Origin of the sequence: Azospirillum sp., assembly GCF_035627195.1 — a bacterium.
GTDB lineage: Bacteria > Pseudomonadota > Alphaproteobacteria > Azospirillales > Azospirillaceae > Azospirillum.
Genome location: NZ_DASPMG010000196.1, coordinates 1 through 19,805, shown reverse-complemented (window position 1 = coordinate 19,805; position 19,805 = coordinate 1). Strand labels below are relative to the sequence as shown.

At 69.4% G+C, this 19,805-nt stretch carries 20 protein-coding genes and 1 tRNA gene; 16 read left to right on the top strand and 5 right to left on the bottom strand.

Features of this window, described 5'->3' with window-relative positions; all coding sequences use genetic code 11:
* Positions 1-39 precede the first annotated feature (39 nt).
* The 10 genes from VED21_RS18110 to VED21_RS18065 all read left to right on the top strand — a co-directional run bounded on the left by VED21_RS18110 (position 40) and on the right by VED21_RS18065 (position 8,254).
* Positions 40-1,212: an ABC transporter substrate-binding protein gene (locus VED21_RS18110; protein ID WP_324884536.1), complete on the top strand. Its 1,173-nt coding sequence runs from the start codon at positions 40-42 to the stop codon at positions 1,210-1,212.
* 163 nt (positions 1,213-1,375) lie between these two features.
* The gene (locus VED21_RS18105) at positions 1,376-2,545 is read left to right on the top strand and encodes an ABC transporter substrate-binding protein (RefSeq protein WP_324884534.1); all 1,170 of its coding nucleotides are present in this window, start codon (positions 1,376-1,378) and stop codon (positions 2,543-2,545) included.
* A gap of 7 nt (positions 2,546-2,552) precedes the next feature.
* Positions 2,553-3,467 carry a branched-chain amino acid ABC transporter permease gene (locus tag VED21_RS18100; RefSeq protein WP_324884532.1) on the top strand — a complete coding sequence of 305 codons (915 nt, stop codon included), beginning with the start codon at positions 2,553-2,555 and terminating at the stop codon, positions 3,465-3,467.
* Between the two features lie 3 nt (positions 3,468-3,470).
* Positions 3,471-3,923 carry a GNAT family N-acetyltransferase gene (locus tag VED21_RS18095; RefSeq protein WP_324884530.1) on the top strand — a complete coding sequence of 151 codons (453 nt, stop codon included), beginning with the start codon at positions 3,471-3,473 and terminating at the stop codon, positions 3,921-3,923.
* A 36-nt stretch (positions 3,924-3,959) separates the two neighbouring features.
* Positions 3,960-4,349 (top strand): GxxExxY protein, encoded by a 390-nt coding sequence (locus VED21_RS18090; RefSeq protein ID WP_324884528.1) that lies wholly within the window; start codon positions 3,960-3,962, stop codon positions 4,347-4,349.
* 90 nt (positions 4,350-4,439) lie between these two features.
* Complete coding sequence (locus VED21_RS18085; RefSeq protein ID WP_324884527.1) at positions 4,440-5,441, top strand: branched-chain amino acid ABC transporter permease; 1,002 nt, start codon at positions 4,440-4,442, stop codon at positions 5,439-5,441.
* The gene (locus tag VED21_RS18080) at positions 5,438-6,208 is read left to right on the top strand and encodes an ABC transporter ATP-binding protein (protein WP_324884526.1); all 771 of its coding nucleotides are present in this window, start codon (positions 5,438-5,440) and stop codon (positions 6,206-6,208) included. The genes VED21_RS18085 and VED21_RS18080 overlap by 4 nt, the downstream gene beginning before the upstream one ends.
* Positions 6,208-6,909, top strand: a complete 702-nt coding sequence (locus VED21_RS18075; RefSeq protein ID WP_324884525.1) for an ABC transporter ATP-binding protein — start codon at positions 6,208-6,210, stop codon at positions 6,907-6,909. The genes VED21_RS18080 and VED21_RS18075 overlap by 1 nt, the downstream gene beginning before the upstream one ends.
* Positions 6,899-7,765 (top strand): alpha/beta hydrolase, encoded by an 867-nt coding sequence (locus VED21_RS18070; protein ID WP_324884523.1) that lies wholly within the window; start codon positions 6,899-6,901, stop codon positions 7,763-7,765. The genes VED21_RS18075 and VED21_RS18070 overlap by 11 nt, the downstream gene beginning before the upstream one ends.
* Before the next feature lie 63 nt (positions 7,766-7,828).
* Positions 7,829-8,254: a hypothetical protein gene (locus VED21_RS18065; protein ID WP_324884521.1), complete on the top strand. Its 426-nt coding sequence runs from the start codon at positions 7,829-7,831 to the stop codon at positions 8,252-8,254.
* A gap of 54 nt (positions 8,255-8,308) precedes the next feature.
* Here VED21_RS18065 and VED21_RS18060 read toward each other — a convergent pair whose 3' ends face one another.
* The 4 genes from VED21_RS18060 to VED21_RS18045 all read right to left on the bottom strand — a co-directional run bounded on the left by VED21_RS18060 (position 8,309) and on the right by VED21_RS18045 (position 13,018).
* Positions 8,309-8,611: a hypothetical protein gene (locus VED21_RS18060; protein ID WP_324884519.1), complete on the bottom strand. Its 303-nt coding sequence runs from the start codon at positions 8,609-8,611 to the stop codon at positions 8,309-8,311.
* Positions 8,612-8,671: 60 nt separating this feature from the next.
* Complete coding sequence (locus VED21_RS18055) at positions 8,672-11,347, bottom strand: DUF2339 domain-containing protein (RefSeq protein ID WP_324884517.1); 2,676 nt, start codon at positions 11,345-11,347, stop codon at positions 8,672-8,674.
* Positions 11,348-11,478: 131 nt separating this feature from the next.
* A tRNA-Ser gene (locus tag VED21_RS18050) sits at positions 11,479-11,568 on the bottom strand.
* Between the two features lie 142 nt (positions 11,569-11,710).
* Positions 11,711-13,018 carry an ammonium transporter gene (locus tag VED21_RS18045; protein ID WP_324884515.1) on the bottom strand — a complete coding sequence of 436 codons (1,308 nt, stop codon included), beginning with the start codon at positions 13,016-13,018 and terminating at the stop codon, positions 11,711-11,713.
* Between the two features lie 562 nt (positions 13,019-13,580).
* Here VED21_RS18045 and rplU point away from each other — a divergent pair.
* The 6 genes from rplU (at position 13,581) to VED21_RS18015 (ending at position 19,476) form a co-directional block, all read left to right on the top strand.
* On the top strand, positions 13,581-13,898 hold the full coding sequence (gene rplU, locus VED21_RS18040) for a 50S ribosomal protein L21 (protein ID WP_324884513.1): 318 nt from the start codon (positions 13,581-13,583) through the stop codon (positions 13,896-13,898).
* A 34-nt stretch (positions 13,899-13,932) separates the two neighbouring features.
* The gene (gene rpmA, locus VED21_RS18035) at positions 13,933-14,208 is read left to right on the top strand and encodes a 50S ribosomal protein L27 (protein WP_324884511.1); all 276 of its coding nucleotides are present in this window, start codon (positions 13,933-13,935) and stop codon (positions 14,206-14,208) included.
* Between the two features lie 80 nt (positions 14,209-14,288).
* A complete protein-coding gene (gene obgE / locus VED21_RS18030; protein WP_324884509.1) occupies positions 14,289-15,473 on the top strand; it encodes a GTPase ObgE in 1,185 nt (394 codons plus the stop codon).
* Complete coding sequence (gene proB, locus VED21_RS18025; RefSeq protein ID WP_324884507.1) at positions 15,445-16,611, top strand: glutamate 5-kinase; 1,167 nt, start codon at positions 15,445-15,447, stop codon at positions 16,609-16,611. Before obgE ends, proB begins: the two co-directional genes overlap by 29 nt.
* A 65-nt stretch (positions 16,612-16,676) precedes the next feature.
* Positions 16,677-17,333, top strand: a complete 657-nt coding sequence (locus tag VED21_RS18020; RefSeq protein WP_324884505.1) for an HAD family phosphatase — start codon at positions 16,677-16,679, stop codon at positions 17,331-17,333.
* Positions 17,334-17,784: 451 nt separating this feature from the next.
* On the top strand, positions 17,785-19,476 hold the full coding sequence (locus VED21_RS18015) for a methyl-accepting chemotaxis protein (RefSeq protein ID WP_324884503.1): 1,692 nt from the start codon (positions 17,785-17,787) through the stop codon (positions 19,474-19,476).
* A gap of 75 nt (positions 19,477-19,551) precedes the next feature.
* Here VED21_RS18015 and VED21_RS18010 read toward each other — a convergent pair.
* Positions 19,552-19,805: TSUP family transporter (locus VED21_RS18010; RefSeq protein ID WP_324884501.1), on the bottom strand; the 254-nt coding region annotated here is incomplete at its 5' end.

Here is a 19,805-nt window from a genome sequence, read left to right as displayed (position 1 = left end):
ACGAACACAAGAAACCGGTTGAACAGAGGAGGTTGACGCATGACGACCCGGACCCTGCTGGCGGCTGCCAGCGCGCTTGCCCTGCTCGCCGGTCCCGCGAGCGCCGCCGAAACGCTGAAGATCGGCATGATCACCACGCTGTCCGGCCCCGGTGCGGGCCTGGGCATCGACATCCGCGACGGCTTCGCGCTGGCGCTGGAGCATCTGGGCGGCAAGCTGGGCGGCCTGGACACCCAGGTGGTGGAGGCGGACGACCAGCAGAAGCCGGACGTCGCCGTGGGCCTGACCAACCGCATGGTCGAGCGCGACCGCGTGCACATGGTCACCGGCGTGGTGTGGTCCAATCTGGCGCTGGCCATGATGCCGACGCTGGCGAACGCGCAGACCTTCTTCATCAGCCCGAACGCCGGGCCGTCGCAGCTGGCGGGATCGCAGTGCAACCCGTACTTCTTCAACGTGGCGTGGCAGAACGACACCATCCACGAGGCGGTCGGCCAGCACGTGCAGGAGCAGGGGTTCAAGAAGGTCTACCTGATGGCGCCGAACTACCCGGCCGGCAAGGACGCGCTGGCGGGCTTCAAGCGCTATTACAAGGGTGCGGCGGCCGGCGAGGTGTACACGCAGGTGGGCCAGCTGGACTACGCGGCCGAGCTGGCGCAGCTGAAGGCGGCGGCGCCGGACGCGGTGTACGTCTTCTACCCCGGCGGCATGGGCATCAACTTCATCAAGCAGTACGATCAGGCCGGCCTGAAGGGGCAGGTGCCGCTGTTCGGCCCCGGCTTCTCGTTCGACCAGGACATCTTCGGCGCGGTGGGCGAGTCGGCGCTGGGCGTCAAGAACTCGGCGCAGTGGAGCCCGGACATGGACAATCCGGTGAACCAGAAGTTCGTCGCCGGCTTCAAGGCCAAGCACAACCGCCTGCCGTCCATGTACGCCAGCCAGGGCTATGACGCGGCCCTGGTCATCGACGCGGCGGTCAAGGCGGTGGGCGGCAACGTCGCCGACAAGGACAAGCTGCGCGCCGCGTTCAAGGCCGCCAAGATCGCGTCGGTGCGCGGGTCGTTCACCTTCAACAACAACCACTACCCGGTGCAGAACGTCTACCTGCGCGAGGTGGTGAAGGGTGCCGACGGCGTGGTGACCAACAAGCTGGTTGGCACGGTGTTCAAGGACCACGCGGATGCCTACGCGAAGGACTGCGGGATGAAGTGAGGGTGGCTTTTCAGCCCCTCTCCCCTTGTGGGAGAGGGGTTGGGGAGAGGGGGATTACCGGCGGCAGCCGGGACGAGACTCTCTTCCAGCTCCGCTGTAACCACCCTCTCCCCAACCCCTCTCCCGTCAAGGGAGAGGGGCTTTGATGCCTGTGAGGCCCGCCATGCCCCGCACCCTCCCCCTCCTCGCCGCCGCGCTCGCGCTGATCGCCAACACCGCATCCGCCGCCGAAACGCTGCGCATCGGCTTTCTCACCACCCTGTCCGGCCCCGGCGCCGTGATCGGCGCCGACATCCGCGACGGCTTCCAGCTGGCGCTGGAACAGGCGGGCGGCAAGCTGGGCGGCCTGGAGACCAGGGTGTTCGAGGCGGACGACCAGCAGAAGCCGGACGTCGCCGTCGGCCTGACCAACCGCATGGTGGAGCGCGACCGCGTGCACATGGTCACCGGCACCATCTGGTCCAATCTGGCGCTCGCCATGGTGCCGACGCTGGCCAACGCGCAGGTCTTCTTCATCAGCCCGAACGCCGGCACGGCGCAGCTGGCGGGTGCGCAATGCTCGCCCTTCTTCTTCAACGTCTCCTGGACGGTGGACGTGGTGGGGGAGATGGCCGGGCTGGCGGCCATGCAGCAGGGCGTGAAGCGCGCCTACGTGATGGCGCCGAACTACCCGTCGGGCAAGGACGTGGTCGCCGGCTTCCGCCGCTCCTACAAGGGGGAGGTGGCGGGGGAGGTTTTCACCCAGTTCGGGCAGCTGGACTACGCGGCCGAGATCACGGCGCTGAAGGCGGCGCAGCCGGACGCGGTGTTCATCTTCCTGCCCGGCGGCATGGGCATCAACTTCCTGAAGCAGTACCAGCAGGCCGGGCTGGTCGGGCAGATCCCGCTGATCGGCCCCGGCTTCTCCTTCGACCAGGACACCTTCGGCGCGGTGGGCGACGCCGTGCTGGGCGTGAAGAACACCCTGCAATGGAGCCAGGACCTGGACGTGCCGGCCAACCGCGCCTTCATGGCGGCGTTCACGGCCAAGTACGGGCGGCAGCCGTCGTACTACGCCGCGCAGGCGTACGACGCGGCGCGGCTGATCGACGGGGCGGTGAAGGCGGTGGGCGGCGACCTGTCGGACAAGGACGCGCTGCGCAAGGCACTGGAATCGGCGCCGTTCGAGTCCACGCGCGGCGCCTTCCGCTTCAACACCAACCACTACCCGATCCAGACCTATTACCTGCGCGAGGTGGTGAAGGGGCCGGACGGCGCTTTGACCAACCGCATCCTCGGCACCGTCGCGACCGACGTGGCCGACGTGCACGCCGCGTCCTGCGCGATGAAGTGAGGCGGCGATGGACTGGATGCTGGTCGCCGAACAGGGCCTGAACGGGGTCCAGCTGGGCGTCATGCTGTTCCTGATGGCAGCCGGGCTGACGCTCGTCTTCGGCATCATGGACCTGATCAACCTGGCGCACGGGTCCTTCTACATGGTCGGCGCCTACCTGACGGCGCTGTTCACGCGCAGCTTCGACAGCTTCCTGCTGGCCCTGCCGGCCGCCGTGCTGGCGACCGCGGCGCTGGGCCTGCTGGTGGAGGTGACGACGCTGCGCACCCTCTACCGCCGCGACCATCTGGACCAGGTGCTGGCGACCTTCGGGCTGATCCTGTTCTTCAACGAGCTGGTCCGCATCCTGTTCGGCCCGGTGCCGATCTTCCTGAACCCGCCCGCCGCCCTGGCCGGCACGGTGGACCTGTTCGGGCTGAAGTATCCGGCCTTCCGCCTCGCCATCATCGGCGTCGGCGTGGCGGTGGCGGCGCTCCTGTGGGTGCTGATTTCGCGCACGCGGGTCGGCATGCTGATCCGCGCGGGTGCGACGAACCGGGAGATGGTGACGGCGCTGGGCGTGGACGTGCGGCTGCTGTTCAGCCTCGTCTTCGCGCTGGGGTGTGGCCTCGCGGCGCTGGCCGGCGCCATGGCCGGGCCGGTGCTGGCCGTGCAGGTGGGGATGGGGGAGCAGATCCTGATCCTGACCTTCGTCGTCATCGTCATCGGCGGCATCGGATCGATCCGGGGTGCGCTGGCGGGGGCGCTGCTGGTGGGGGTGGTGGACACGCTGGGCCGCGCGCTGCTGCCGGGGCTGTTCCGCCTGTTCCTCGACCCGGCCAGCGCCAACGGCGTGGGGGCGTCCTTGTCCTCCATGCTGATCTACGTCCTGATGGCCGTGGTGCTGGCGATCCGCCCGCGCGGCCTGTTTCCCGCGGGGTGAGTCATGAAGCTTGAGATCGTTGCGGTGACGCCGGAGCACGAAGCGGACTGGCGCCGCCTCTACCGTGGCTACATGGCCTTCTACAAGCGCCCGGAGGACGAGAGCGTACTCGACCGCCTGTGGGGCTGGCTGCACGACCCGACGCACGAGATGGAGGGGCTGGTGGCGGTGCTGGACGGCCGCGTGGTGGGGCTGGCGCACGTCCGCCGCATGCCGAGCCCGATCCGCGCCGCCGACGTGGGCTTCCTGGACGACCTGTTCATTGACCCGGACGCGCGGGGTACGCGGGTGGGCGAGGCGATTCTGGAACGGTTGCGGGATGTGGCGACGGAGCGCGGCTGGCCCTTCATCCGCTGGATCACCGCCGACGACAACTACCGCGCCCGCACGCTGTACGACCGGGTGGCGAAGAAGACGGCGTGGAATTTGTACGAGATGAGTGCGGGGGCCGTTTGAGTATTTTTTGACACAGATGAACACAGATGGACACAGATGAATATGAATGATGATTTATTGGACCGCGATAGAGATCCGTTGACACATGAGATCATCGGGGCCGCGTTTGAAGTCGGCAATGTCATGGGGCACGGTTTCCTCGAAGCGGTGTACCGCAAAGCGCTGGTTCAGGAATTGCGCCTGCGCGGACTGGCAACGCGGGAAGAGGTCGAATTCAAGATCGAGTACAAGTGCGCGCCGGTCGGCCGTTACGTCGCTGATCTGATCGTCGCGGATACCATCGTCGTCGAGATCAAGGCTGTGGAAAGCCTCATCCCCACCCATACGGGACAGGTCCTGAACTACCTCCGCGCATCCGGCCTGAACAGGGGACTTCTCTTGAACTTCGGCGCCCCAAAAATCGGGTTTCGCCGCGTAGCCCTATGATTTTCTTTATATCCTTCATCTGTGTCCATCTGTGTTCATCTGTGTCAGAAATGACCTGCCAAGGCGACGCTTAACCTGCCGACCGAGACGATGCCGACCCCCCTCACCCGCACCCGTATCGCCCTCCTCGTCCTGCTGGCCGTGGCGGTTCTGTTGCCGCCGGTGGCGGCGTGGGTGGGGGAGCCGTTCTATGTGCGGCTGGGGACGCGCATCCTGGTGTTCGCACTCGCCGCCGTCAGCCTGGACCTGATCCTCGGCTTCGGGGGAATGGTCAGCTTCGGGCACGCGGCGTTCGTCGGCATCGGCGGGTACGTCGTCGGCATCCTGTTCGCCCATCAGGCGGACGGGTCGACGCTGTTCGGGCTGCCCGGCACGCTGAACGGGTACGTCGTCTGGCCGCTGGCGTTCCTGGTGGCCGCCCTGGCGGCGCTGCCGATCGGGGCCATCTCGCTGCGCACCACCGGCGTGCCGTTCATCATGATCACGCTGGCCTTCGCGCAGATGCTCTTCTACCTGATGACAAGCCTGCGGGCCTACGGCGGCGACGACGGCGTCGCGTTGTGGAGCCGGTCGACCTTCCCCGGCGGGCCGAACATCACCGACAACACCACCTTCTATTACGTGGCGCTGGGCATCCTGCTGGCGGTGCTGGTGCTGGGCTGGCGGCTGGTCAACGCGCGCTTCGGGCGGGTCATCCGCGGGGCCAAGGACAACGAGCGGCGCATGCGCGCACTGGGCTACCCGGTCACGCGCTACAAGCTGGCGGCCTTCGTGCTGGCCGGCGGCATCGCCGGGCTGGCGGGGGCGCTGCTGGCCAACGCCACGCTGTTCGTGGGGCCGCAGTATTTGCACTGGAGCCGGTCGGGCGACCTGATCGTGATGGTCGTGCTGGGTGGCATGGGCACGCTGGTGGGGCCGGTTCTGGGGGCGGCGGCCCTGCTGCTGCTGGAGGAGTTCGTGCCGGAGGTGATGGAGCTGGCGCGGCCCGGCCTGGGCGAGCACTGGAAGATCGTGCTGGGCCCCATCCTCTTGATGATCGTGCTGTACGCCCGGCGCGGCGTGTGGGGCGTGCTGACGGGGGCGCGGCGATGAGCGCGCCCATGCTGCAGGTGCCCATGCTGCGGGTCGAGGGGCTGGTCAAGCGCTTCGGCGGGCTCGCCGCCACCGACCATCTGTCGCTGGAGGTGGCCGAGGGCGAGCTGCACGCGCTGATCGGGCCGAACGGGGCCGGCAAGACGACGCTGATCGGCCAGTTGACGGGGGAGCTGGAGCCGGATTCGGGCCGCATCCTGTTCCAGGGGCGGGACGTGACGCGGCTGGCGGTGCACCGGCGCGCGCACCTGGGGCTGGCGCGCAGCTTCCAGATCACGTCCGTGTTCCCCAGCTTTACGGCGCTGGACAACGTGGCGCTGGCGGTGCAGGCGCACGCGGGGCACAGCTTCCGCTTCTGGCGCGACGCCGGGCGCGACCCGAACCTTGCCGACCCCGCGCGCGCGGTGCTGGAGCGCGTGGGGCTGGGATCGCGCGCCCACACGCCGGCCGACGCGCTGGCGCACGGCGAGAAGCGGCAGTTGGAACTCGCCATGGCGCTGGCGACCAACCCGAAGCTGCTGTTGCTGGATGAGCCGATGGCCGGCATGGCGCCGGAGGAGTCCGCGCGCATGGTGGAACTGCTGGCGGAGCTGAAGGGCGGCCTGACCATCCTGCTGGTCGAACACGACATGGACGCCGTCTTCGCGCTGGCCGACCGCATCACCGTGCTGGTGCGCGGCAAGGATCTCGCCACCGGGGCACCGGCCGAGATCCGCGCCAACCCATCCGTGCGCGAAGCCTACCTCGGCGAAGAGGAGGCGGTGTGATGCTGAAGGTGGAGGGCCTCACCGCGTTCTACGGGCAGAGCCAGGTGCTGTTCGGTATGGAGCTGTGGGTGGAGGCCGGGGAGGTCGCCACGCTGCTGGGCCGCAACGGCATGGGCAAGACGACGACGATCCGCACCATCCTGGGCCTCGTGCCGCCGGCAGGCGGGCGCGTGGCGTTCGAGGGACGGGAACTGGCCGGGCAGCCGCCGCACCGCATCGCCCGCGTCGGCATCGGGCTGGTGCCGGAGGGGCGGCAGGTCTTCCCGACGCTGACCGTGCTGGAGAACCTCGTCGCCACCGCCGCCAACCGTGACGGGCGCGCCAACCCGTGGACGGTGCCGCGCGTCTGCGCCCTGTTCCCGCGGCTGGCCGAGCGCGCGGGCAATCTGGCGCGCACCCTGTCGGGGGGCGAGCAGCAGATGCTGGCCATCGGGCGGGCGCTGATGACCAACCCGAAGCTGCTGATCCTGGACGAGGCGACGGAGGGGCTGGCCCCCCTGGTGCGCGCGGAGATCTGGCAGTGCCTCGCCACGCTGAAGGCGGAGGGGCAGTCGATCCTCGTCGTCGACAAGAACGTCGCGGCGCTGGCGCGGCTGGCCGACCGCCACCACGTCATCGAGAAAGGCCGGCTCGCCTGGACCGGCACCTCGGCGGCGCTGACCGCCGACCCCAGCCTGAAGGAGCGCTATCTTGGCGTCTGAAGCGGCCGTCTATCGCGGCATGACCCCGGCGGAGCTGGAGCACGAGTACAATTTCCGTGCCCGCATCCCCGAGCACACGGACTTCATCGCCCGCTGGGCCGCCGACAGCGCCGGCATGCGCGCCCGGCTGCGCGGCCAGCTGAACATCCCGTATGGACCGCACCCGCGCCAGCGCATCGACCTGTTCCCGGCGGGGGCCGGCGCGCCGCTGTTCGTGTTCATCCACGGCGGCTACTGGCGCGGCCTGTCGAAGGACGAGTTCTCGTTCCTGGCCGATATGTTCGTGGGCGACGGCGTGGCGGTGGCGACCATCGGCTATGGCCTGTGCCCCGACGTGACGCTGGAGGAGCTGACCGGGCACGTGCGCGATGCCGTGCGCTGGCTGGCCGAACACGCGGGCGAGCATGGGGTGGACGCCGGGCGCATGGTGCTGTCCGGCCATTCGGCGGGCGGGCACCTGACGGCGGAGATGCTGTCCACCGACTGGACCGCCTACGGCCTGCCGCGCGACCTGATCAAGGGCGGCATCGGCATCGCCGGCATCTACGACCTGGAGCCGGTGCGCCACACGTCCGTGCAGGAGCAGCTGAAGCTGGACGCGGAGTCGGCCCGGCGCGCCAGCCCCATCCACCACGTCCCCGCCCCGCCGGCCCCGCCGCTGGTGCTGGCCGTCGGCGGCGACGGAACGGACGAGGAAAAGCGCCAGCAGACCGCCTACGCCGAGGCGTGGCGCGCGGCCGGCAACGACGTGGAGGAGATCGTGGTGCCGAACGCCCACCACTTCAGCGTGGTGGACCGCCTCGCCGACCCGGCCAGCCGCCTGTACCGCGCGGCGATGCGGATGCTGGGGAAGTGAAAACAACTCTATAGACAAATTCAACAGTGAAAGTGGCGTGCAACTCACAGCCCGAGGCCCACTATGAGCGATAGAGAGCTGTTCCTGAAAGCCAACGCCAATTCAGAATTCATATCCGCTCAGATTGCTATCGTCATTCGCGAGCTTGTCCGCGCCCTTGCAGCGAATAATGATCCCAAGCCACGAATCGCTGAAGCTGCGATTCAGATGAAATTCGTTACAGACTTGCTCGCATACTGCGATGAGCCTGTTTCCTATTACAACCTGCTCTCACAGGCAGTCTTGTCTCTTCGCGAGTTCGCGAACGACAAAATTCTGGGTGATGTGGACCAAGCCACCCTGAGCGCAGCCAAGGTTGGAATGTCACTATTTGCCGAGTCCACATCCATCGATAATGCAGCACGTGGCCGTCTTTCGAAAAGACAGCAGGCATTTCTTTCAGAGATAGAGCAAATTGACCTGGCGCGCAACCGAATGCGGGACAGCTAAATCACCGTCCCGCCCCCAGTACCGACGCAAGCAATCCCTCTTGCTGCCATACGTTCAGCCGCCCTGCTGGCAGCGCTTGACGATGCCGTCGAACTTGGCGACGAAGGCGGCGTTCTGCCGCTCGTAGGCGGCGACCTGCGATTCGCTGCCCTCGCGCGCCTTGGCGAGCTGGGCGTAGGCGGCGAGGTCCTGCTTCGTCATCTTGGACGCGATGCACTGGCACACCGGTTCCGGCAGGCCGCCGTCGCGCTCGCGGCAGGCGCTCATCAGCGTTCCGAGATCGTCGGAAAACGCCGGCGCCGCCACGCCGAACCCCGCGAGCACCACCGCCATCGCGGCGAACGCCTTGCCCTTCATCACCAGACCTCGTCAGAAAGGTTGCAACCGGCCACGTTCTACCGTGCCCCCAGCCCAGTCTCAAGGATCCGGCTCAAGCGCCGGGCCGGCGGCGGATGGGCGCACCAGGACGAAGCGCTGGTAGACGAGGCCGATGCCCAGCAAGGCCGCGCCCAGCCCGATGAACGACACCGCCCGCCACAGCCCCGCCAGCGCCGACAAATCGACCAGGAACACCTTGGCGACGCTGGCGAGGATGAGAATGAGCGAGGCGTAGCGGAACAGCTGGCTGCCGCGCCACAACCCAACGGCCAGCAACGCGCCGCCGAAGGCCAGCCACGCCACGGAGTAGCTGTACATCTCCCCGTCCGTCACGGCGCCGGCCTCCAGGTGCGTGCCGTGGAAGGCTTGGCGCACCGACAGCGACAGCCACACCCAGGCGGTCAGCAGCGCCCCGCCCCCGGCCGCGAGGCCCAGGCGCCGGTGACCGCGCCACGCGGCCACCCAGGCGAAGCCGCCGGCCAGCACCGCCGGCACCGCGTAGGCCAGCAGCAGCAGGTTCGCCACCGGCCACTCGCCCACCGGGTCGTTGGTGACCAGCGGGTTGTCGAGGATCAGGTGGCCCACCAGCACCTGCACCGCCCCCATCAATCCCAGCACCCGCCAGCCCCAGCGCACGGTCAGGTTCTCGCTGTGCCCGGCGCGGGCGTAGAGGAACAGGGCCACACCCAGCCACCACGCGCTGTTGAGGCTCTGTTCGAGGAGGCCGTAGGCGGGGTGCGTGAGGTCGCCGCCGACGGACAGGCGGAACTGGAAGCTGACCAGCAGGATGAGGAAGGTCAGCGCCCCGCCCTCCAGCACCGTGCGCAGCGTCAGCGACGCGGCCTCGCCGAAGCCGCGCCGCGCCGCCACGAAGGCCAGCGCCGACAGGCCGTAGCCGGTCCAGATCCACGACACGCCCGGCAGCGGGCCGCCCAGCGGATAGCCGAACACGTCCGGGTTGGTGGCGAGGCGGACGATCACGATGCCGGCCAGGACCAGCGCCGCGTGCCGCAGCCCCGCCACGGGGACCGAGCGGTGCACCCACGCCGCCCCCGCCACCGTCGCGGCCAGCGCCACGCTGAGCCACGCGTCGCGCAGGATGAAGGCGGCGCCCAGCGCCACGCCGGCCAGCGCCGCGGTGGCATGCGCGGCCAGCAGCGCCGACCAGCGCTCCCCCACCCGCTCATCGTCGCGCCAGCGCGCGGCCGCAGCCGCCAGCGCCACGTGCAGCGCCGCCACCGCCACGGCGACCAGCGCCCAGCCGGCGTCCGGCTTGCCGTCGGTCCACAACGCGTAGCCGAGCGCCACCAGCAGCGCCGGCCCGACGGCGCCCAGCAGCGCGAACCAGCCCGCGCGGACGCTGCCGTGCGCCAGGGCGAAGGTGGCGGCGGCGAAGGCCGGCGCCAGGACCAGCGGGAACAGCCGCGGCCCGCCGTTCTCGTGCACCGACGCCACGGCGGCCAGCAGCACCAGGAGCGCCGCGGCCGTGCCGCCGGTCAGCCGCGTTCCGGCCCGTTCATCGACCATCAGCAGCGCCGCCGCCGCGACGCCCAGCGCCATGGCGAACCCGGCGTCGCCGGTGGCGAAGAGCAGCGCCAGCGTGCCCAGCAGGGTCAGCCCGGCGTGCACCGCGCCGATGCGGTCGAGCGTGCCGCCCTCCTCCGCGCCGCCCTCCTCTGGCCGGCGGCGCAGGCCGGCGGCGAGGGCGCCCGCGGCGGGCACGAAGAGCATGGCCGTCCACGGCTCGCCGCCGCCGATGCTGGAGACGATCCAGACGAGAACCCACAGGATGCCGCCGCCGTGCGCCATCAGCAGCGCCCACGCCCAGCCGCGCCAGCGGGCGGCGAAGCCGCCGACCGCGACGACGGAGGCGAGGTAGGCGAACAGCGCCGCCCCATCCTCCGACTCGCCGCCCACCACCAGAGGGACGGCCAGCGCGCCGGCGATGCCCAGCGCCGCCACCGCCGGCCCGTGCAGCAGGCCCAGGCCCACGGCGACCAGCGACACCAGCGCCATGCCGACGAAGGCCGACAGCTGCGCGATCAGCCCGTACAGGCCGTAGGCCGCGTAGATGGCGGCGTAGGCCACCGCGACACCGGCCCCGGCGGCGCTGGGCGTCAGGTGGTCGGGGCCGAGCGGGCCGACGCCGCGCGCCGGCGGGCGGCGGCGCAGCCACTCCGCCCCCGCCACCAGCGCCACGGACAGCGCCAGGCCGAACAGGATGCGCACGGGCGGCGTGATCAGGCCCGATTCGATGGACACCTGCACCAGGAACGCCCCGCCCAGCGCCAGCGCCACGCCGCCGATCCACACCAGCCAGCGCCCGGTCAGCAGGCTTTCCAGCGACGGCAGGGACAGGCGGGCCGCCGCCGGCATCGGTGCCGGTTCGAACGGTGGGGGTGTTGCCGGTTCCGGCGATTCGGGCGGCGGTTCGGGCGGCGGTTCGGGCGATTCGGCCTCGGCTTCCGGGCGCACCGGCGGCTCGATCGGGGTCGCGAGGGGGATTTCAGCGGCCGGCCCGGTGGCCGGCCCAACAGCCGACTGGGGCGGAGCGGCGCCGCGCAGGCCAACGACCTCGGCGCGCAGGCCGGCGATCTGCCGTTCCAGCCCGTCGATGCGCTCGGCCTGTTTGCGCTGGCGCAGGAAGCTGACCAGCCCGAGAAAGGGAAGGAGGCCGTAGGCCAATCCCAGGATCAGGAACAACCCGTCGTCCATCCGCCCTCTCCGCGTCGCCGCACGACCATGCGCGGGCTATCGTGCGCAGGCCATCGGCCGAGGGCAAGATGTTCAGGAGATGTCCGGGGGATCAGAAGAGAGCTTCGGCCCGGCCTGGAAGCCAGCGAAGCTGGCGGATGGGGGGAGATTCGAACTCCCGGTACCCTTGCGGGTACGCCGCATTTCGAGTGCGGTGCATTCAACCACTCTGCCACCCATCCGTGGCGCCGCAGTGCGGAGCGGCGCGGAACCTAACCGAAAGGCTTCGCCGCTGCAAGCACTGGATTGCGCCCCCCGAACTTTTTGTCCGAGGGGCGCTCCAGGGGCGGATTTCCGCGGGTTTCGGCCTCAGCCGATCTCACCTCAACCAATCTCGTAGGCGCGCTCGCCGTGGGTGGTGAGGTCCAGGCCCTCGTACTCCACCTCGGCCGAGACGCGGCGCTCGATGCCGACGTTGATCAGCTTGACGATGCCCCAGGTGAAGACGCCCGACCACAGGCCGGTCACCCCCACCGCCAGCGCCTGCACGCCCAGCTGGCTCAGCACCGTCATGCCTTCCGCCAAACCGTTGCCGCCCAGCTGCGGCAGCGCGAAGACGCTGAGCAGAAGGGAGCCCAGCATGCCGCCGACGCCGTGCACGGCGAAGACGTCCAGCGAATCGTCGATCAGCAGGCGGTGCTTCACCAGCATCACCGCGTAGAAGCAGACGATGCCGCCCAGCGTGCCGATGACGATGGCGCCGCCCGGGCCCACGTAGCCGGCGGCCGGCGTGATGGTGGCCAGCCCCGCCACGCAGCCGGTGACGAGGCCGACCGAGGTAGGCTTGCCCAGCTTCAGCCACTCGATCGCCGTCCAGGTCAGCGCGCCGGCCGAGGCCGCCACGTGCGTGGCGATGATGGCGTTGGCCGCACTGGCGTCGGCGGCGAGCGCCGAGCCGCCGTTGAAGCCGAACCAGCCCACCCACAGGATGCCCGCACCCGCCATGGTCATGGCCGGGCTGTGCGGCGGGATCAGCTCATGCGGGAAGCCGCGGCGCTTGCCGATCATGATGGCGGCCACCAGGGCCGAGACGCCGGCCGTGGTGTGCACGACGATGCCGCCGGCGAAGTCCAGCGCCCCCATGGCCGCCAGCCAGCCGCCGCCCCACAGCCAGTGCGCCGCCGGGATGTAGACCAGCACCAGCCAGATCGCGCTGAACACCACCACGAAGGCGAAGGGTGCCCGCTCCGGAAAGGCGCCGATGATCAGCGCCGGGGTGATGATGGCGAAGGTCATCTGGAACAGCGCGAAGACGTTCTCCGGCAGGCCCGTCGCCGTCGGAGTCGTCAGGTTGGCGAAGAACGCCTTGGACAGCGTGCCGATCCAGGGATTGCCGGCGTCGAAGGCCAGCGAATAGCCGAAGGTCACCCAGATCAGCGAGGCGATGCAGCAGATCGCGAAGCAGTTCATCAGCACCGACAGCACGTTGCGCGCCCGCACCAGCCCGCCGTAGAACAGCGCCAGCCCCGGCAGCGTCATGAACAGCACCAGTGCCGAGGCGATCAGGATCCACGCCGTGTTGGCGCCCGCCGCTGCCGGTGCCGGCGCGTCCGCCGCCAGCGCCGGCAGCGCCGGGAGAAGGGCGCCGCACAGGCCGGCCGGCGCCGCGATCTTCATCAGCCGAAGTTCCATATCAGTTGATTCCCCTGGATTGGCCGGGCATCCCCGCCCCGCGCCGCAGTCCTCGCCTAAATCTTGTGCATGTGCCCACGATACGGACGATTCGACGCCCGAACCGTGGCGGGGGCCGAGCCCTGCGGTTTCGCGGCACTCCGGGTCCGAAGAGCCCGTTCCTTGTGCAGCGAAACCGTGGAATTCAGCCATCGCACGGCACACGGGGCGCTCATGCCTGCAACTTTTCTGCCAAATTTTAGGGCGGACTGCGGAGGAATGCGGCGGATTGCGGATTCACTAGGCAAATCCAGGCGCTAAATCGATCGGAGGGCGGGTGGGAATAGCGACGCTGGAGCTTGCCCCGCTGGCGGGCGGATCGGTGAAAATTTATGCAGCGTGCTTTCCGTCGGGTTTCCGCCGGCGCCCGACCCGGCCCGCCGTGGCGGCTTGGGCAAATATTGCTGGGAACCCTGTTGACTCTCGCGTCGCCGTGCGTATAAATCGCCGCTCTCGAACGGGCGCGCACCTCAAAGCGGTGGGCGGGCGGCCCGCCGTTTGTTTTGCAAGTGGGTATACGACGATGTTTGCAGTGATTCGCACCGGCGGCAAGCAGTACAAGGTCGCCAACGGCGACGTGATCAAGGTCGAGAAGCTCGAGGTCGAGGCTGGCGCTTCCATCACGCTCCAGGACGTGCTGATGGTCAGCGACGGCGGCAGCACCACGATCGGCACGCCGACCGTTGCCGGCGCGACCGTCGCCGCCGAGGTGGTGGCGCAGGACCGCGGCCCGAAGATCATCGTCTTCAAGAAGAAGCGGCGCCAGAACTACCGCCGCAAGAACGGCCACCGTCAGGACCTGACGGTGCTGCGCATCACCGGGATCAACGGCGCGGCCTGAGCCGGCGCCGACCGAAGATTAGGAGTAGCGTTCCATGGCACATAAAAAGGCAGGCGGCTCGTCGCGCAACGGCCGCGATTCCGATGGCCGCCGTCTCGGCGTGAAGCTGTTCGGCGGCCAGGCCGCCGTCGCCGGCAACATCATCGTGCGCCAGCGCGGCACCAAGTACCACGCCGGCGCGAACGTCGGCATGGGCAAGGACCACACCCTGTTCGCCCTGACGGACGGCCGGGTGGAGTTCAAGCGTGGCGCCAACGGCCGCACCTTCGTGCTGGTGGCCGAGCAGGCTCCGGCGGCCGCGGCCGAGTAACCCTCGCCCGTCCGAACCGATAAGAGTTGCGTGATCGGGGGACCGGGCAACCGGCCCCCGATTTTCGTTGTTGGTGGTTCATGAAGTTCCTCGACCAGGCCAAGGTGTTCCTGAAGAGCGGCGACGGTGGCCCCGGCGCCGTGGCCTTCCGGCGCGAAAAATTCATCGAGTTCGGCGGGCCGGACGGCGGCGACGGCGGACGCGGCGGCGACGTGGTCGTGGAGGCGGTGAACGGCCTCAACACGCTCATCGACTACCGCTACAAGCAGCACTTCAAGGCGCAGCGCGGCCACCACGGCATGGGCAGCAACCGCAACGGTGCCCGCGGCGAGGACATGGTCCTGCGCGTGCCCGTCGGGACCCAGGTGCTGGACGAGGACCAGGAGACGGTGCTCGCCGACCTGACCGAGGTGGGCCAGCGCATCGTGCTGCTGAAGGGCGGCGACGGCGGCCACGGCAACGCGCACTTCAAGACCTCCACCAACCGCGCGCCGCGCAAGTTCCACCCCGGCTGGCCGGGCGAGGAGCGCTGGGTATGGCTGCGCCTGAAGCTGATCGCCGATGCCGGGCTGGTGGGCCTGCCCAACGCCGGCAAGTCGACCTTCCTGGCCGTCACCACCGCCGCCAAGCCGAAGATCGCCGACTATCCCTTCACCACGCTGACCCCCAACCTGGGCGTCGTGCGCGTGGGCGAGGAGGAGTTCGTGATGGCCGACGTGCCCGGCCTGATCGAGGGCGCGCACGAGGGCCACGGCCTGGGCGACCGCTTCCTGGGCCACCTGGAGCGCACGCGCATCCTGCTGCACCTGATCGACGGCACCGCCGAGGACGTGGTGCACGCCTATGAGGTCATCCGCAACGAGCTGGCCTCCTACGGCGGCGGCGTCCTGGCCGACAAGCCGGAGATCATCGGCCTGAACAAGGCCGACGCCATCCTGGAAGAGGAGATCGCCGAGAAGAAGGCGGCCCTGGAGGAAGCGTCGGGGGCCGAGGTGATGGTGCTGTCCGGCGCCACGCGCGACGGCGTGCAGGCCGTGCTCTACCGCCTGCTGCAGGCCATCCGCGAGGCGAAGGAGGAGGAGCCGGGCATCCTGCAGGCCCCGGCCACCAAGACCCTGCCGCCGACTCAGCCGGCCTACAAGACCAACCGCGACGCGGATTGGACCGAATACCGCGACGCCCATGAATGGGGCGACGCGGAAGAGGAAGAAGAAGACGAAGAAGACGGCGGCTTCGATGGCGACGATGACGGCGACAAGCGCTGAGGTCCCTGCGGTTCCCACCCTGCTGGACGCGCGCCGTCTGGTCGTCAAGATCGGCTCGGCCCTGCTGGTCGACGGCAAGACCGGGAAGATCCGCCGGCAGTGGCTGGACGCGCTGGCCGACGATGTCGCCGCCTGCCGCGCGCGCGGCACCGAGGTGGTCATCGTCACCTCCGGCGCCGTCGCCGCCGGGCGCGAGCACCTGGGCCTGATCGGCCGCGCGCTGCGCCTGGAGGAGAAACAGGCCGCCGCCGCCACCGGTCAGATCCGTCTGGCGCACGCCTACCAGGAGACGCTGGCCCGCCACGACATCACCGTGGCCCAGGTGCTGCTGACCCTGGAGGACACGGAGGAGCGGCGCCGCCACCTGAACGGCCGCGCCACCATCGACACGCTGCTGAAGCTGGGCGCCGTACCGGTGATCAACGAGAACGACACGGTCGCCACCGCCGAGATCCGCTTCGGCGACAACGACCGGCTGGGTGCGCGCGTGGCGCAGATGATCAGCGCCGACACACTGGTCCTGCTCTCCGACATCGACGGGCTGTACACCGCCGACCCGCGCAAGGACCCGGACGCCACCCACATCCCCGTGGTGCGCGAGCTGACCCGCGCCATCGAGGACATGGCGGGCGAACCGCCGCCCGGCTACAGCTCCGGCGGGATGGTCACCAAGATCGCCGCCGCGCGCGTCGCCATGGCCGGCGGCTGCCGCATGGTGATCGCCAAGGGTGCCCGCATGAACCCCCTGGCGGCGCTGGAGAAGACCACGGCCGAGGGTGGCGCACCCTGCACGTGGTTCCTGCCGTCGGCCGAGCCCTCCAACGCCCGCAAGGCGTGGATCGCCGGGCACCTGAACCCGGCCGGCGCCTTCGTGGTGGACGACGGGGCCGCCCGCGCGCTGGGCCAGGGGGCCAGCCTGCTGCCGGCCGGCGTGGCGTCGGTGGAGGGGGCGTTCGAGCGCGGCGACCTCGTTCTGGTGAAGGACGGGACGGGGCGCGAGATCGCCCGCGGCCTGTCGGCCTATTCGGCGGAGGACGCGCGGCTGATCGTGCGGCGCAAGAGCAACGAGATCGAAACCATCCTCGGCTACCGTGGTCGCGACGAGATGATCCATCGCGACGATCTGGTGGTGCGATGACGCTGCATACCTTTCCCCTGCACCGGTCTTCACGTTCTTCAGGGGGGCGGCCCGCCATCCGGGCCGTGCTGTGGGACATCGACGGCACGCTGATGGACAGCGAGCCCTGGCACCAGCGCGCCACCATCGCCGAGTGCCGCGCCCACGGCTATGACCTGACCGACGCCGAGTACGCGGCCACGCTGGGCATCGCCTTCCCCGAGTTCTACGCGCGCCTGCACGCCGTGCGGCCGATGCCGGTGACCTTCCAGGCCTGGGCCGATGCCATCACCGACCGCTACATCGCATGGCTGGACCAAGTGAGCCCGCGCGACGGCGCCTTCGCCCTGGTCGAGGCGTTCGCCGCCAAGGGGCTTCGCCAAGCCTGCGTGTCGAACAGCGGCCGGCGCGTTGTGGAGGCCAACCTGCGCGCCATGTCCCTGCCCCACTTCGAGTTCGGCATCAGCCGCGACGACGTGGCGAACGGCAAGCCCGCCCCCGATCCCTACCTGCTGGCGGCCGAGCGGCTGGGCGTCTCCCCACTGGCCTGCGCCGTAATCGAGGACAGCCCGACGGGTGCGCGCGCCGCCAAGGCCGCCGGCATGCTGACCGTGGCGTGGCCGCAGCACACACATCTGGTCTTCGAAGCCGCCGACCACGTGGTCGCCCACCCCGGCGAGATCGACTGGGACACCCTGTGTGCCATCACCGAAGACGAGAGCGAGCGTCTGGCGGCGGATTGAGCCGACGATGCGAGAGGCGCCGCCTCTCGCGCTCTCCGCCAAGGGCCGGGGGCCCTTGGATCCCGATCGGATTTCTCATACGTCTCCACCTCACGAATCGTCATCCCTGCGCAGGCGAGGATCCACGCCGCCGGCCCACTCGCAAAATGCACTTCATATTCGGGATCTCCAGTCGTTCTGTGCAAAATGCGAGGGTTCACTTCGTTAGCATAAAGTAAATTTCTCTGACGGCGCGCAATGGAAGCAGGACTTTCCTGACAGGCGCGCATAAGAACACGCTAAAAGCTCCTTTCTTCTTCAGACACGGAACGATGTCACACAGCGTCTGCGGCAAGCCGGTATAGGGATTGCTGCAATGCTGTGAACCGCTCAGCCGTGACAGTTGGCTGGCACCTCGTCAAAGTGGTGGTCGCACCAGAATTCGCCACCGCTCTTTCGCGCGGAGAAGAAAATGGGTTGGGTTTCGAATGCCAGCGTGCGCACCAAAGCGCTCTTGGCCTTCTCGCTGGTTCTGTTCTGCACGCTGGGCCTCGGCGTGTTTTCCATCAACCGCCTCTCCGCGGTGAACGACGGGGCGGCGGAGATCCGCGACAATTGGCTGCCCAGCGTCGGGTACATCGGCGCCATCAGCGGCCTGGCCGAGCGCTACCGCGGCCTGGAAGGCGCCCACGTCATGTCCTCCGGTGCCGAGGAGAACGCGGCGGAGGAACGGTCGATGGCGAACGTACTGCAGGAGATGGACGAGCTGCGCAGGAAGTACGCCGCGCTGCTGACGCCGGGATTCGAGACGGACAAGTACCGGCAGTTCTCCGACGCCTGGGACCGCTACCTCACGCTGAGCCAGCAGACGCTGCTTCCACTGTCGCGCAAGGACGAGAACGGCGCCGCCGCCAAGCTGTACCGTGGCGACGGGCGCGCCCAGTTCATGCAGGCCAGGACGCTGCTGCGCGAACTGGTCGAATTCAACGACAAGAATGGCGACGCCGCGGCCGATCGGGGTGCCGAGATCTACGCCAGCAGCAAGACGCTCATCGTCGTCATCCTCGCCGTGGTGACGGCCATCTGCCTGTTCGCCGGGTGGATGATGATCGCCACCGTCTCCAAGCCGATCCAGTTCATCACCGGGATCATGAACCGCCTCGCCGGGCGCGACCTGCGCGTCGAGGTCACCGGGACGGAGCGGCAGGACGAGATCGGCGCCATGGCGCGCGCCGTCCAGGTCTTCAAGGACGGGCTGATCAAGGCCGAGACGCTGGCCGCCGAACAGGCGGCCGAGCAGGCCGCCAAGCAGCGCCGGGTCGAGACCATCGATGGGCTGATCCGCAATTTCGAAAACGTCGCCACGGCGGCGCTGCGCACCGTGGCCTCGGCCGCCTCGGAACTGGACGCCACGGCCAAGAGCATGGCGGCCATGGCGCAGCAGACCAACACCCAGGCGACCGTGGTGGCCGCCGCCGCCGAGCAGACCAGCGCCAACGTGCAGACCGTCGCCACCGCGGCGGAGGAGATGGCCAGCTCGATTCGCGAGATCGGCACGCAGGTCACCCGCTCCTCCCAAATCGCCGGGCAGGCGGTAACCGAGGCCACGCGCACGAACGACACCGTCCGCGGCTTGGCCGACGCGGCGCAAAAGATCGGCGACGTGGTCAGCCTGATCACCAACATCGCCAGCCAGACCAACCTGCTGGCGCTGAACGCCACCATCGAGGCGGCGCGCGCGGGCGAGGCCGGCAAGGGCTTCGCCGTGGTGGCCGGGGAGGTCAAGAGCCTGGCGAGCCAGACTGCCAAGGCGACCGACGAGATCGCCGCGCAGATCGCCGCGATCCAGGACGCGACCAGCGGCGCCGTCACCGCCATCGCCGGCATCGGCGGGACCATCACCCAGATCAACGACGTCTCGACGATGATCGCCGCCGCCATCGAGGAACAGGGGGCGGCAACCAACGAGATCTCCCGCAACGTCCAGCAGGCCGCGGCCGGCACGCAGGAGGTGTCGGGCAACATCGTCCAGGTGACGCAGACCGCCGGGGAGACGGGCTCGGCCGCGCAGCAAGTGCTGGGTGCCGCCGGCGAGTTGGCGCAGCAGGCGGAAACCCTGCGGCATGAGGTCGAGCGCTTCCTCGCCTCGATCAAGGCCGCGTGACGGCCGGCCGCCGGGGCACCCCCCGCCGCGCGGCGGGGGGCGCGGCGGGGGGCGCCGCGGCGGCGCCGGTCACGCTCACATGCTCTTCCAGAAGAAGTACGCGGTCATCGCCAGACCCACGGCGATGACGAACTTGCGCAGGACCGGCGGCGGGATGCGGCGGGCCAGTGCAGCACCGGCGTAGCCGCCGGCGACGCAGGCGCCGGTCATGATGATGGCCTCGGTCCAGTACACCGCCCCGCCGGCCACGAAGGCGACCACCGCCACCGCGTTCAGGCAGCCGGACAGCAGCACCTTGATGCCGTTCATGGCGTGCAGGTTGGTCAACC